This window comes from Paenibacillus jepli, from assembly GCF_047238105.1.
Classification (GTDB): Bacteria; Bacillota; Bacilli; order Paenibacillales; family Paenibacillaceae; genus Paenibacillus_D.
On sequence record NZ_JBDFMD010000001.1, the window covers coordinates 6210402 to 6224848 of the forward strand.

11 protein-coding genes and 1 tRNA gene are annotated in these 14447 nt (G+C 55.1%); 9 read left to right on the forward strand and 3 right to left on the reverse strand.

What is annotated here, in order from left to right; translation table 11 throughout:
* Positions 1-27: 27 nt before the first annotated feature.
* Complete coding sequence (gene asnB, locus ABC336_RS26290) at positions 28-1872, reverse strand: asparagine synthase (glutamine-hydrolyzing) (protein WP_413241478.1); 1845 nt, start codon at positions 1870-1872, stop codon at positions 28-30.
* Positions 1873-2021: 149 nt separating this feature from the next.
* Between asnB and ABC336_RS26295 the strand changes: the two genes are divergently transcribed.
* Positions 2022-2423, forward strand: coding sequence for a hypothetical protein (locus ABC336_RS26295; RefSeq protein WP_413241479.1), 402 nt, complete (start codon positions 2022-2024; stop codon positions 2421-2423).
* Positions 2424-2762: a hypothetical protein gene (locus tag ABC336_RS26300; protein WP_413241480.1), complete on the forward strand. Its 339-nt coding sequence runs from the start codon at positions 2424-2426 to the stop codon at positions 2760-2762. It begins immediately after the preceding gene.
* Positions 2763-2837: 75 nt separating this feature from the next.
* Here ABC336_RS26300 and ABC336_RS26305 read toward each other — a convergent pair whose 3' ends face one another.
* Positions 2838-3740 carry a YihY/virulence factor BrkB family protein gene (locus tag ABC336_RS26305; RefSeq protein ID WP_413241481.1) on the reverse strand — a complete coding sequence of 301 codons (903 nt, stop codon included), beginning with the start codon at positions 3738-3740 and terminating at the stop codon, positions 2838-2840.
* A 160-nt stretch (positions 3741-3900) separates the two neighbouring features.
* Positions 3901-3977, reverse strand: a tRNA-Arg gene (locus tag ABC336_RS26310).
* Between the two features lie 235 nt (positions 3978-4212).
* Here ABC336_RS26310 and ABC336_RS26315 point away from each other — a divergent pair.
* The 7 genes from ABC336_RS26315 (at position 4213) to lon (ending at position 14446) form a co-directional block, all read left to right on the forward strand.
* Positions 4213-5142, forward strand: coding sequence for a hypothetical protein (locus ABC336_RS26315; protein ID WP_413241482.1), 930 nt, complete (start codon positions 4213-4215; stop codon positions 5140-5142).
* A gap of 86 nt (positions 5143-5228) precedes the next feature.
* Entirely contained in the window at positions 5229-6530 is a 1302-nt protein-coding gene (gene tig / locus ABC336_RS26320) for a trigger factor (RefSeq protein WP_413241483.1), read from the forward strand.
* A gap of 204 nt (positions 6531-6734) precedes the next feature.
* Positions 6735-7322, forward strand: coding sequence for an ATP-dependent Clp endopeptidase proteolytic subunit ClpP (gene clpP, locus ABC336_RS26325; protein ID WP_413241484.1), 588 nt, complete (start codon positions 6735-6737; stop codon positions 7320-7322).
* A 25-nt stretch (positions 7323-7347) separates the two neighbouring features.
* Positions 7348-8607, forward strand: a complete 1260-nt coding sequence (gene clpX / locus ABC336_RS26330; RefSeq protein WP_413241485.1) for an ATP-dependent protease ATP-binding subunit ClpX — start codon at positions 7348-7350, stop codon at positions 8605-8607.
* Positions 8608-9116: 509 nt separating this feature from the next.
* Positions 9117-10226, forward strand: a complete 1110-nt coding sequence (gene ispG, locus ABC336_RS26335; RefSeq protein ID WP_413241486.1) for a flavodoxin-dependent (E)-4-hydroxy-3-methylbut-2-enyl-diphosphate synthase — start codon at positions 9117-9119, stop codon at positions 10224-10226.
* Between the two features lie 128 nt (positions 10227-10354).
* Positions 10355-12064, forward strand: a complete 1710-nt coding sequence (gene lonB, locus ABC336_RS26340; RefSeq protein ID WP_413241487.1) for an ATP-dependent protease LonB — start codon at positions 10355-10357, stop codon at positions 12062-12064.
* Positions 12065-12103: 39 nt separating this feature from the next.
* Positions 12104-14446 (forward strand): endopeptidase La, encoded by a 2343-nt coding sequence (lon, locus tag ABC336_RS26345; protein ID WP_413241488.1) that lies wholly within the window; start codon positions 12104-12106, stop codon positions 14444-14446.
* The last annotated feature ends 1 nt before the right edge of the window (position 14447 follow it).

Sequence of the window (14447 nt, forward strand, 5' to 3'; positions counted from 1 at the left end):
GAGCTTGGCTGCTTTGGCATGGACTCTTTATCGGATGGATACACCGTATTCTTTGAGCCAGGTATTGGTCTGCGCCAGATAGGCAAACAACTGCGGTCCCGACATGAGCTGTCCGAACCAGGGCAGGTTGGACGAGGCATCAGCCGATTCCGCCAGTGCCCGGATTTTTTTGACATTGATCAGGGGCAGCAGCGGAGACGAAGGATCATCCAGAATCTCCAGTACACGCTGACGTACGGCGCTTAGATAACCAGGATTGTGCGTTTTCGGATAGGGGCTTTTCTTGCGTTTGAGCACATCCTCGGGCAGTACATCCCGAAGCGCCCGCCGCAGGATGCCCTTCTCGCGGTCTCCGGCCGTCTTGATCTCCCAAGGAATGTTCCAGACATACTCGACCAGCCGGTGGTCGCAAAAAGGCACACGCACTTCCAGTCCGGCCGCCATACTCATCCGGTCTTTGCGATCCAGCAGCGTCGGCATGAACCGTGTGATGTTCAGGTAAGACATCGTCCGCATCCGATGCTGCTCCGGTGTCTCCCCATCCAAAGCTGGCACCTCCGAGACAGCGTCACTGTAACGGGAGGCGATATACTCCTCCGGCCGGATCCACGCTGCGATATCGGGGGACAGCAGCTCGGCGCGCATCCCGGAGGCGAGCGCCCAGGGGAAGGTGCCGGCCGAGAGTGCATCCTCCCGGTGAAACCACGGATAGCCGCCAAAGATCTCATCGGCAGCTTCGCCGGACAAGGCGACGGTCGCCCCCTGTTTGATCGCCCGGCAAAACAGCAGCAGCGAGCTGTCGACATCAGCCATCCCCGGCAGATCGCGGGCGCGCATCGCGTCATCCAGCGCCTCTGCCAGCTCAGGGGTATCGAAGGTGACGCTGTGATGCGCTGTTCCCAGGTGCTCCGACATCCTCTTGATCCAGGGAGCGTCGCTGCCGGGCTGGTAGTCATGCGCCTTGAAGTGCTTGTCATTATCAACGAAGTCTACAGAGTAGGTGTCGACGCTGCCGCTGCTCCGGCTGGCATAGTGCCGGGCGGCAAAGCTGGTCAGCGCACTGGAGTCAAGGCCGCCGGAGAGTAGCGTGCAGATGGGCACATCCGAGACCAGCTGCCGGCTGACAGTATCCTCCAACAGCGCCCGTACCCGTTCAGCCGTCTCGTCGACACTCTCTGTGTGCGGGGCGCTCTCGAGCTTCCAGTAGGTGCCGATCCGATGGCCTGAGCGGTCCACGCTCATATATTGGCCGGGCCGGAGCTCCCGGATATGGCGGTAGACGCCGTGTCCCGGTGTCCGTGCGGGTCCGATCATGAAGATCTCTGCCAAGCCTTCGCTGCCCACTTCAGGGGGACAGGCCGGATGAGCCAGCAGGGCTTTGGGCTCGGAGCCGAACAGAAACAGACCGTTTATGGTGCTGTAGAATAACGGTTTTACCCCGAGGCGGTCGCGGGCCAGGAACAGGGTTTGCCGGCTATCATCCCAGACTGCGAAGGCGAAGATGCCGTTGAGCCTCGCGAGGCATGCTCCACCCCAGACGATATAAGCAGCCAGCAGCACTTCGGTGTCGCACTGCGTCTGGAAGCGAATGCCTTCGCTTTGCAGCTGAACGCGCAGCTCCGGTGCGTTGTACAATTCACCATTATATACAATCACATACGTATCCTCGTCCATGAGCTTGACCATGGGCTGGGCGCCGTTCTCGGGGTCGATGACGGAAAGACGGCGATGTCCCAGGGCACAATGGGCTTTGATCCAGGAGCCGGAAGCATCGGGTCCGCGGAGGGCCAGTGTTTCTGTCATCTGCTCCAGAGTCGCGCTTTGCTGAGTCAGGTCATGGGTCCAATCGATCCACCCGGTTATACCGCACATAGCGTTCATTCCTCTCCTGTCGATTTTGCAGGGCTATGACATAAGGTCTAAGAGGTATATGCGTGCGGCAAGCATAAAATGTCTGTCCGGCTGGGAAGCTATACTCGGATGCACACATCCGGTTAGTCGAAAGGAGGCGCTAGCGAAAGATGTCAGAGCACGAGGTACAGGAGCAGCCTGATGAACAGACGCAAGCCAGCGGAGACGCCGCTTTTTACACGCGCAAAACGTTCTATGTCTCGGTAGGGGCGGGCCAGATCCTTGAGGATCAGCAAGCGGCAGCTTACGAGCTGGTGATTCGGGCCAATGAAGAAGAGCTGAATCGGCTGCAAGAGCTTTTTGAAGAGCTGTCAAGCTGGGATGAGGCGCAAACCTTTCATTTTGCCTACACGCCTTATGGCAAACTTTCCACGGAACGCATCAATTTGGGCTACGAGCTGCTGTTGAAACGGGTGTATGGTCTGCTGTATGAGCTGGGGACAGAAGAGACAAGAGCGCATATCCAATCGATGAACTTTGTGGAAACGGACGGGATGGGAGATGATACTTGAATGAACGTTCAGCGGGCAAGCGTCAGGAGGATCGTCAATCGCGGCGGTGTGTTGTGCGGGGAAGTCGAGGTCAAAACCGATGATCCGGAATGTCCAGTACTGCTGGCCTATATGGCGCCGGCTTATGGCGATGAGTATGAACTGGTCGCCATGCTGGGAAATGACGCCAATACGGCAATTGACTGGTATGACAACAATATGCATGAGGCATTTACGAATGAGATGGATCAATTCGCGCAAAGCGCAGAGGGACAGGAAAACTTGGCGACGCTGAAGGAACAGATCCTGGCCAGCGGCGTGGTGAGGGAAGATCTGGCGCGGGAGCTGTCAAGATCATAACGGCGGCCACCCGCATCTGCAGCACAGTGCAGATGAAGATGGCCGCCGGATGGACTGCGGTGTGGTTTGCGCGACTCAAGCTTTGGCGTCGCCCGATTTTTTGCCGGCCCATGGCAGATCCATGCTGTAGACCTTCGTGCCGATTTTCTCTCTGCCTTCTCGCTTGAAGGCCAGCGCGGCGTTGATCTCGCCCCCTGTCATGATAATAATTGAGCTGATATACAGCCAGATGAGCAGGACGATGACGCCGCCGATACTGCCGTACGTATTGGTGTAGTTGCCGAAATTGTTGACGTAAAAGGAGAATCCCAGCGACGTCGCGATCCACCCCAGTGTTGTAAAGACAGCGCCCGGAATGACATCCTTGATCCGTATCTTCCGATTGGGAGCAATCCAGAACAGCAGCGTGAATACGGCGATCATGCCGAGCAGGGGCACGACCAGTTTGAACACGCTCCAGGCTGTCTCGAAACCGGCAGGAAAGTCGAACAGTTCAAATAAATACGTGCCGATCCCCCTGCCGAAGACGAGCATTACCATGGCCAGGATGATCACGATGGACAGTACGAGGGTCAGGATGATGGAGATGCCGCGTACTTTCCAGAACGGTCTTGTTTCTTCCTCGTCATAGGCCTTGTTGAGACCTTTCATCATCGCATTCACGCCGTTGGATGCCGCCCAGATCGTACCTAGTATGCCGAAGGAGAGGACGGCTCCGCTGGAACTGAGAGCGACCTCGTCGAGGATGGAGCTTACCGTGTTGGCTGTTTCAGTAGGCAGCATCATGACCATCTCCTGGATGAATTGCTCTCCCGATACCTGAGCAAAGCCTAGCAATGTCACAGTAAAGATCAGGAACGGAAAAAAAGAAAGCACGAGATAATAACTGAGCTGTGCCCCTAGCGCTGGCACTTCGTCAGCTTGAAAACGAACGATCATTCGTTTGACAAAATCGACGGTTTTTTCTTTGAACGTCATCGCGTTCCCCCCCCTTACAGCTTTGAATAATTCCCGATAGCAGGCTATGCAGATAATTACCCCTGCCGCCATTGATGAAACGAGGCAGCAGGCATGAAAAAACCGCCATTCCTTTATAAAGGAGCAGCGGTCTGTAAGTGTGGTCATTATGTAAACCAAATGGCGTCCCAGGAGGGATTCGAACCCCCGACCCACGCCTTAGAAGGGCGTTGCTCTATCCAGCTGAGCTACTGAGACATGTACTGGTCAACTCGGACCTGAATTATCTTACCACGGGTATGACTAAAATGCAATGAAATTTTGCCAATCAATCTGTATAAATGAACAGCCAGATTATAATAGCATACGGGTCGTTTTAACGCAACCTGTGCAGAGTCTTCGTATTTTTGCAGCGCGCATGGTATAATCAACTCGATTTGTGTTAATAACTTCGTAAGATTGTCGTCAGAGATAAGGCGGTGATACCATTACTATGTCTAATACGCCAGAGGGTGACAAAACCCAAGACAATGTGTATTTGTTCCCTAACATGCTGGATCATTATCAGTTTCAGCTTACTCGTATGCTGGAGGCGGAGCAGTACGAAGAAGCGCGCGAGCTGCTGCAGTTCCTGCTGCATTGCAAAGGCGAAGACCAGCGTCATTACGAGGAATGGAGCAATCTATTGAAATGGGTCGAAATGGCCTTTCCCGAGAGCTTGTCAGAACAATCCCGGAATCAGCCCTCCGAGAGTGAAGATGAGCTGCGGAAGCAAGTCCTGAGTACAGCCGAACAGGACGAAGAATACATAAATCAAGTGCTGTATATTATGAAGAACCACCCGATGATCGATCAGCAGATGCTGGCGCTCGAGCGAGCCGCGCTGCTGGATTCGGACATCGTCAGTCCCGAGATCAGAGCGTGGCTGGCCTCATCAACTCTGCATCCGGTAGTCCAATTCAAAGCGCTGCAATGCTTGCGCAGACGCGGCGAGGCTGGGATGATGGCGCTGGAGAGGCTGGGGGAGCAGGTGCAGTTGGAGATCGAGGCGACGCCGCTGGCGCTGGAGGATTTTCCCCAGCCGGTGCTGGCTGTGCTGGAGCGGGTCGAGCGGGTAACCGAGGTCATCGATGCCAGCCTGCCTCATTTTGCACGAGAGCTTTGGCGGGAATGCCTGCAATTCTTGTACGGAACATCTACCTATAACTGGATGCTGGATGATCGGGACGAGATGGTCGACTGCTTTGCGGCAGCGCTGCACTTGGCGCTTGCCATGGCGGCCTACGGCAAGGCCGAAGAGGAAGAAATCCGGGAGCTGTACGGGATAACAGAATCGCTGCGCTTCAGATATGAACAGGCTTGCCGGATGATGCGGCTGGTCGCTGATGGAAGTCAAGGACCGGGCAACGATTCTGAGTCTTGATATTCGGGCTGATGTTGTTTATAATAGAGTGGTTTATAAAACGGAACAATTGATGCATTGCGCATTTTTGGAGGGGAAAGCATAAAATGAAAGCAACTTGGGAAAAGATAGAGAAGAACCTAGTGGTTCTTGATGTGGAAGTCGAGGCGGATCAGGTCGCCGCAGCTTTGGACAAGGCGTTTAAGAAAGTCGTGAACAAAGTCAACGTGCCGGGATTCCGCAAGGGCAAAGTGCCGCGGGGAATGTTCGAGAAACGATTTGGCGTCGAAAGCCTGTACCAGGATGCAGTCGATATCCTGCTGCCTGAGGCTTATGCCGGTGCGCTGGACGAGACAGGGATTACGCCAGTTGATCGTCCGGAGATCGAGGTAGAGCAATTCGCCAAGGGAGAATCATTCAAGTTCAAAGCCAAAGTTATCGTCAAGCCTGAAGTCGTGCTGGGCGATTACAAAGGGCTGGAAGTCCCTGCAGCCGAAGCTGCAGTTGCAGACGAGGATGTCGCTGCCGAGCTGGAGCGTCTTCAGCAGCGCCATGCCGAACTGGTCGTCATCGACGATGGACAAGTGCAGGAAGGCGACACGACCGTTATTGACTTCGACGGTTACGTCGACGGCGAGGCGTTTGAGGGCGGCAAGAGTGAGCGCTACACCCTGGAGATCGGCTCCGGATCGTTTATCCCGGGCTTCGAAGATCAGATCATCGGCATGAACATCGGCGATTTCAAGGATGTCGAAGTGACATTCCCGGAAACCTATCATGCGGAGAACCTTGCCGGCAAGGCTGCCGTGTTCAAGGTCAAGCTGCATGAAATCAAGCGCAAGAACCTGCCTGCGCTCGATGATGAGTTCGCCAAGGATGTCAGCGAGTTCGACACGCTTGAGGAATACAAAGAAGATCTGAAAAAGAATCTTCTCGAGAACAAGCAGAAGGAAGCGGAGCAAGCTCGTGAAGTAGCGGTAGTGGAAAAGGCTACTGAACTGTCCGAGGTCGAGATCCCGGAAGTGATGATCGAGAATGAGACGAACCAGTTGCTGCGCGATTTCGAGAACCGTCTCCGGGGCCAAGGGATGAATCTGGATCTTTACTACCAATTCTCCGGCCAGGACGAGGATGCATTGCGCGGCCAGATGAAGGGCGACGCAGAGAAGCGTGTCCGCAATAACCTCGTGCTTGAAGCGATCGCCAAAGCCGAGAATATCGAAGTCACTGAAGATGAGCTGACAGAGGAACTTGAGAAGCTTGCCCAGGCCTATAACCGTTCGGCTGAAGAGATCCGCGAGATCTTCACAACCAACGGCAATCTTGAGAATATGAAAGACGACCTTGCACTCCGCAAGACGATTCAATTTTTGGTCGAGAACAGCAAGTCTGCCACTGGCGTTGCATAACATAATTAGGACATAGAAGATAAGGCACGTGTTCGAGCGCGTGCCTTATTTTAAAATTCGGGCGAGCGTCAACGCCGCCCGCTACATAATCGCAAGGCAGTGCTGCTCGGCGGGCCTTACAACCCTCGTGCAGAGAGGGGTTGGAACCGGACGAGCGAACATGGTAAAATGGAATTATGCCAAAAGAGAAAAGAGGTTGGTCGTATGAATCTTGTGCCTATCGTGGTCGAACAGAGCAATCGGGGAGAGCGGTCGTATGATATCTACTCGCGTCTCCTGAAAGACAGGATTATATTTCTGGGGAGTGCCATCGATGATGACGTCGCCAATCTCATCATTGCCCAATTATTGTTTTTGGCTGCGGATGATCCGGAGAAGGACATCCACCTCTATATCAATTCACCCGGCGGTTCGGTGACGGCGGGAATGGGTATATTTGATACAATGCAATACATTAAGCCAGACGTTTCTACGATCTGTGTCGGCATGGCCGCCAGTATGGGCTCGCTCTTGCTCACGGCGGGAGCCAAGGGCAAGAGGCTGGCTTTGCCGAACAGTGAAGTTATGATTCATCAGCCGCTCGGCGGTGTCCGTGGTCAGGCAACAGACATCAAGATCCATGCGGACTGGATCCTCAAGACCAAGCAGAAGCTGAACCAGATTCTTGTGGAGCGGACTGGCCAGCCTTATGACAAAATCGACCGCGATACGGACCGCGATTATTTCATGAGCGCAGACGAAGCGCTCGCGTATGGTCTGATCGATAAGGTTGTTGCATCGCCTGAGCTTTGATTATTTAACTCTGAGGGGTGAACCGATGTTTAAATTCAACGACGAAAAGGGCCAGCTCAAATGCTCTTTCTGCGGCAAATCGCAGGATCAGGTGCGCAAGCTCGTCGCCGGTCCTGGTGTATATATATGTGATGAATGCATCGAGCTGTGCACGGAGATTGTCGAGGAGGAGCTCGGACATGAGGAAGAGCTCGATCTGAAGGACATTCCAAAGCCGCAAGAAATCCGGGGCATCCTGGACCAGTACGTCATCGGACAAGAGCAAGCCAAGAAATCCCTGTCCGTTGCCGTATACAATCATTATAAGCGCGTCAATTCCCAAAGCAAGATTGAGGATGTCGAGCTCCAGAAGAGTAATATTTTGCTCTTGGGACCGACCGGCTCGGGCAAGACGCTGCTGGCGCAGACCATGGCCAAGATCCTTAATGTGCCGTTTGCCATAGCCGACGCAACCTCCCTTACCGAAGCGGGCTACGTTGGTGAGGATGTCGAGAATATCCTCCTGAAACTGATCCAAGCAGCCGATTACGACGTAGAAAAAGCTGAGCGCGGGATTATCTATATTGACGAGATTGACAAAGTAGCTCGCAAATCCGAAAATCCATCCATCACGCGGGACGTGTCCGGCGAGGGTGTGCAGCAGGCACTGCTCAAGATTCTGGAGGGCACGGTCGCTTCCGTTCCGCCGCAGGGCGGGCGCAAGCATCCGCACCAGGAGTTTATCCAGATCGACACGACGAACATCCTGTTCATTTGCGGTGGGGCCTTCGACGGCCTGGAGCAGATGATCAAGCGCAGAATCGGCAAGAAAGTGATCGGCTTCAGCACGAGCGGCGAAGGACAGAAGGATCTCAAGCCGGGCGAATACCTGTCGATGGTGCTGCCTGAAGATCTGTTGAAGTTCGGCCTGATCCCAGAGTTTGTCGGCCGCCTCCCTGTAATCTCGACATTGGAGCCGCTGGATGAGCAAGCGCTGGTACGGATTCTGTCCGAGCCGAAGAATGCCCTTGTCAAGCAGTATCAGAAGCTGCTCGAGATGGACAATGTCAATCTCGACTTCGAACAGCCGGCACTGGAAGCGATCGCCAAGGAAGCGATCAAGCGCAATACCGGCGCACGGGGACTGCGAGCCATCATCGAAGGGATTATGTTGGACGTGATGTATGAGGTACCGTCCCGCGAAGATGTGAATACTTGCCTGATTACGGAGAAAGTCGTACAGGACCGGATCATGCCCGAGCTGACGGCGACCAAGAAGCCGAAGAAAAAAGAAGAAAGCGCCTGACCATAAATATTAGCCGGTTGCCCATACGGAAAAGGTCCTCCTAGAGCAGTAGAGACGCCTTTTCCGGGTCCCTCTGTGGTCCAAGCGGACCGGCACTCGTATCCACCCGTGTCGGGCCCCTTTGAACGGAGCGCAAGGCATGGGTGGACTTGATTTATAAGAGTTTATATGTTTCACACATATATCAGCTTATAAAGGTTCGACGCTGCAAGCGTTATACTTGCTTGCAGCGTCGAACCAATCTCAGGAATGAAACTTGCGACGCCCATGCTTACGAAGCTAGTTTTGCTTCGCAAAACTTTTAGGCGTAGCCGTTTCACCTTGAAATATTAGAAAGTATATGTTTTCACACATCTACTTGGCTTATATTCCTCCGGAATGAAACGCGCTGCGCCGCCAAGGACGGCGACAGCCGTTTCACCTTGCTTGTCCAGAATTTACGTCAGCAGTGAATGACGGGGCCTACTGGTCTTTGGAACATGCTGCTGCCTGATGGGAGAGATTAGGGGATGTTCATGCGTACGGATACAGTACCGGTTCGGGTCGGCGATCTGACGATCGGAGGCAACAACGAGGTCCTCATTCAAAGTATGTGTACGACCAAGACGGCGGATGTAGAGGCCACGGTAGCGGAGATTCTGAGACTGGAGGAAGCGGGCTGTCAGATCGTACGCGTCACGGTCAACAACAAGGAGGCTGCAGCGGCGATCAAAGAGATTAAGAAGCGCATCCATATCCCGCTTGTTGCCGATATTCATTTTGATTATCGCCTGGCGCTCGAAGCGATCGATAACGGCATCGACAAGGTCCGGATCAATCCGGGCAATATCGGACGCCGGGAGAAGGTCGAGGCGGTCGTCCAGGCTTGCAAGGCCAAAGGAATCCCGATCCGAATCGGTGTCAATGCCGGTTCGCTGGAGAATCATCTGCTGGAGAAGTATGGTTATCCAACGGCCGAAGCGATGGTGGAGAGCGCTTTGTTCCACATCGGCATTCTAGAAGAGCTGGATTTCCACGACATCATCGTCTCCCTCAAAGCGTCCGATGTGCCGATGGCTATCGAGGCCTACCGGCTGGCCGCGGAGCAGATCCGCTACCCGCTGCATCTTGGCATCACGGAGGCTGGTACGCTATATTCCGGTACGATCAAGAGTTCCGCAGGCATCGGCGCGCTGCTCGCGATGGGGATCGGCAATACGGTGCGCATCAGTCTTAGCGCAGATCCGGTGGAAGAGGTCAAAGTCGCTCGCGAGCTTCTCAAAATCTACGGCTTGATATCCAACGCGGCTACGCTCGTCTCCTGTCCGACTTGCGGCCGGCTTGATATCGATCTGTTTGCCATCGCCAATGAAGTGGAAGACTATATCGCGAATATCCGAGTACCGATCAAAGTATCTGTGCTGGGGTGTGCGGTCAATGGTCCGGGCGAGGCGCGCGAGGCCGACATCGGCATCGCCGGGGCAAGAGGTGAAGGCATGTTGTTCCGCTACGGTGAGATGATCCGGAAAGTGCCGGAAGCGGATCTGCTGAACGAGCTCAAAAAAGAAATCGACGAAATCGTCCGTGTGTTCGAAGCGACCGGCGAGATTCCCGGCCGCAAACACGCACAACTTCAATAAGGCATCGGTTTTTCGAGCGTTAGCGATTATTCCGATCGGCAGGAGGCAATACTACCAAGTATTAGTCCTTTCTGCCGATTTTTTGCGTGTTGCGGAAAATCGCTGACTACCGGAGGTGCGGAGAAACGATGAGCTTTAATATGATGTTGATGCTAATACAAGTGTTTTTTGCTATTGTGATCGGCCTGTACTTTTGGAACCTGCTGCGCAATCAGAAGACCAACCGCAGCGCGGTCGATCGCGAGTCTCGCAAGGAGATGGACAAGCTGCGCAAGCTGCGCTCGATCTCGCTGACCAAGCCCCTGGCAGAGAAGACGCGCCCGCAAGCGATGCAGGATATCGTCGGCCAGGCAGATGGCTTGCGGGCGCTCAAGGCGGCGCTATGCAGCGCCAACCCGCAGCATGTGATCATCTATGGTCCTCCGGGCGTAGGGAAGACGGCTGCTGCCCGTGTCGTACTGGAAGAGGCGAAAAAAAATCAAGCCTCGCCATTTCTTAGCGAGGCCAAATTCACCGAAATCGATGCGACAACAGCCCGCTTCGATGAGCGCGGCATCGCCGACCCGCTGATCGGCTCTGTCCACGATCCGATCTATCAGGGGGCAGGCGCGATGGGAGTGGCCGGCATTCCTCAGCCCAAACCGGGAGCGGTCACCAAAGCCCATGGCGGCATCCTGTTTATCGATGAGATCGGTGAGCTGCACCCTGTCCAGATGAACAAACTGCTCAAGGTGCTGGAAGACCGCAAGGTTTTTTTAGAGAGTGCCTATTACAACTCGGAAGATGCCAACATTCCGAATTATATTCACGATATCTTTCAAAATGGGCTGCCAGCCGACTTTCGGCTGGTGGGTGCGACTACCCGATCGCCTCAGGAGATCCCGCCGGCCATCCGTTCCCGCTGCATGGAGATCTATTTTCGCCCGCTGCTGGCCGAGGAGATCGGTCTGATCGCCACGAATGCTGTGCGCAAGATCGGATTCCGCCCTTGCCCGGAAACCATCGAAGTGGTCAAGAAGTATGCGACCAACGGACGTGAGGCAGTTAATGTTGTCCAGCTTGCCGCAGGACTCGCGCTCTCAGAAAAACGGGATGATATCGAAGTAGCGGATATGGAGTGGGTGGTGAACAGCAGCCAGATCCCGCCTCGTCCCGACCGCAAGGTGCCGGCGTCGCCGCAGGTCGGCTTTGTCAACGGTCTGGCGGTGTATGGACCCAATATGGGTACGCTCTTGGAGATCGAGGTCAGCGCGATTCAGGTGCGCGAAGGAGAGGGGAATTATACGATTACGGGCGTTGTCGACGAGGAGGAGATCGGCGGCGGCACTTCTCGTACACTGCGCCGCAAAAGCATGGCCAAGGGCTCTGTTGAAAATGTGCTCACGGTCTTGAGGCGGCTGGGCTGGCAGCCCCACAACTTCGATCTGCACATCAACTTTCCCGGGGGCACACCGATCGATGGCCCGTCGGCCGGCATTGCCATGGCTGTAGCAATCGCTTCCGCGATTGCCGGGGAGGCGGTGGACAACAAGCTGGCGATGACAGGGGAGATCGGCATCCACGGCAATGTCAAGCCGGTAGGAGGCGTGCTCGCCAAGGTCGAGGCCGCGTTTCAAGCCGGAGCGGAAACGGTTATTATACCAAGAGACAATTGGCAGGCGATCTTCAGTGATCTAAAAGGCTTGCAGGTGATCGCAGTGGAGACGTTGGAGGAAGTGCTGAGCCATGCCCTGCCGCAGGCGCAATCCGGGGTTGTGGAGGCAGATCCGGCCGCTGTTGTTCACGAAGGTTTCATCGGAACGGGTGTTTCGTATTTGCAGGCTGAATCCTCGGAGTGATAAAATAACGGAAGACTCAAACTCAAGGGAGGTGCTGGTATGGGACCTGGCAAATGGAAGGGTCGGAAGCTGCCCCTGCTGCCGCTCAGAGGGCTGCTTGTTTATCCCAGCATGGTGCTCCATCTCGATGTTGGCCGGGAGAAATCGGTGCGTGCGCTCGAGCGTGCCATGATCGACGATCATATGATTCTTCTGTGCTCGCAATCGGAAGTGAACATAGAGGAACCTACGACAGATGACATTTATCGTGTAGGGACGATTGCCCGTGTTCGACAGATGCTGAAGCTTCCCAACGGGACAATCCGTGTCCTGGTCGAAGGCGTCGTGCGGGCAGAAATTATCGAATATGCCGATAATGACGAGTTCTATGAAGTCAATGTCAAGGAGCTGCCGGAGGAAGAGCCGACAGATCCCGAGATCGATGCGCTGATGCGCTCGGTGCTGACGCAATTCGAGCATTATATCAATCTCTCCAAGAAAGTCACTCCGGAGACGCTGGCGGCTGTGTCGGATATCGAAGAGCCGGGAAGGCTTGCCGATGTGATCACAAGTCATCTGTCGCTCAAGATCAAGGACAAACAGGATATATTGGAGACGATCGATGTGAACGCGCGTCTGGAGCGGCTGCTGGATATCCTGAACAATGAACGTGAAGTGCTGGAGCTCGAGCGCAAGATCAGTCAGCGTGTCAAAAAGCAGATGGAGAAAACTCAAAAAGAGTACTATCTCCGTGAGCAGATGAAAGCGATCCAAAAGGAGCTCGGGGATAAAGAAGGAAGGGCCGGCGAGGTCGAGGAGCTGCGCAATCAGCTGCAGGCAGCAGGCGTGCCCGAGAAGGTCCAGGAAAAAGTCGAGAAGGAAATTGACCGGCTGGAAAAAATGCCTTCGACATCTGCTGAAGGGGGCGTCATCCGCAATTATATCGATTGGCTGCTTGCCCTGCCCTGGAATAATCAAACCGAAGATCATCTAGATATCAAGAGCGCAGAGGCCATCCTGAATGAAGACCACTACGGCCTGGACAAACCAAAGGAGCGGGTGCTTGAGTACCTGGCGGTGCAAAAGCTTGTCCAGAAGCTGAAAGGCCCGATTCTGTGTCTGGTAGGTCCGCCCGGTGTGGGCAAAACTTCGATGGCCCGTTCGATCGCCAAGTCCCTTGGCCGCAAATTCGTGCGGATATCGCTTGGCGGCGTGCGCGACGAAGCCGAGATCCGCGGACATCGTCGCACGTATGTAGGCGCGATGCCGGGCCGGATCATCCAGGGCATGAAGACCGCGGGAACGACGAATCCCGTCTTCCTGCTTGATGAGATCGACAAGATGGCCATGGATTTCCGCGGAGATCCGGCCTCAGCACTTCTGGAAGTGCTGGACCCCGAACAGAACAATACGTTTAGCGACCATTTCGTGGAAGTGCCTTTCGATCTCTCCAACGTGATGTTCGTGACGACCGCCAATGCGATGCATAATATTCCGCGGCCGCTGCTGGACCGCATGGAAGTGCTCTATATCCCGGGTTATACCGAACTGGAGAAGCAGCAGATTGCGCAGCGTTATCTGCTGCCCAAGCAGAAACGCGAGCATGGGCTGGAGGAGTCGCAACTCGAGGTGGACGAGAGCACGACACTAAGGCTGATCCGGGAGTATACCCGGGAAGCGGGGGTCCGCAACCTGGAGCAGCAGGCGGCGGCGCTTTGCCGCAAGGCTGCCAAGGAACTGGTCACCGATCCCGGCTCGGCACCTATTGTCGTCGACGAGCCCAGGCTCAAGGATTGGCTCGGTCCGCCCAAGTTCCGCTACGGTATGGCTGAAGCGGAGGATCAGATCGGGGCGGTTACCGGACTCGCATGGACCGAGGTGGGCGGCGACACGCTGGTCATCGAAGTAACGGTGATGCCGGGCAGCGGCAAGCTGACGCTTACAGGCCAGCTCGGCGATGTCATGAAGGAGTCGGCGCAGGCGGCGTTCAGCTATACCCGGTCCAAGGCCGGTGAGCTTCAGATTGAACATGATTTTCATGAGAAAAACGACATTCATATCCATATCCCCGAAGGGGCGATACCCAAAGACGGACCATCGGCAGGCATCACGATTGCGACAGCTCTGATCTCGGCGCTCACAGGCCGGCTCGTTAACCGGGAAGTGGCGATGACGGGTGAGATTACGCTGCGGGGGCGAGTGCTGCCGATCGGCGGCCTCAAAGAGAAATCGCTAGCCGCGCATCGTGCGGGCATCCGCAAGGTGCTGATGCCTAAGGACAATGAACGGGATCTCCGCGATATCCCGGACAGTATCCGTGCGGATCTCGATTTTGTACCGGTTGCCCATATGGATGAAGTGCTGCGGCATGCGCTCGCAGAAGCAACAGTGGATGTGCATTAGG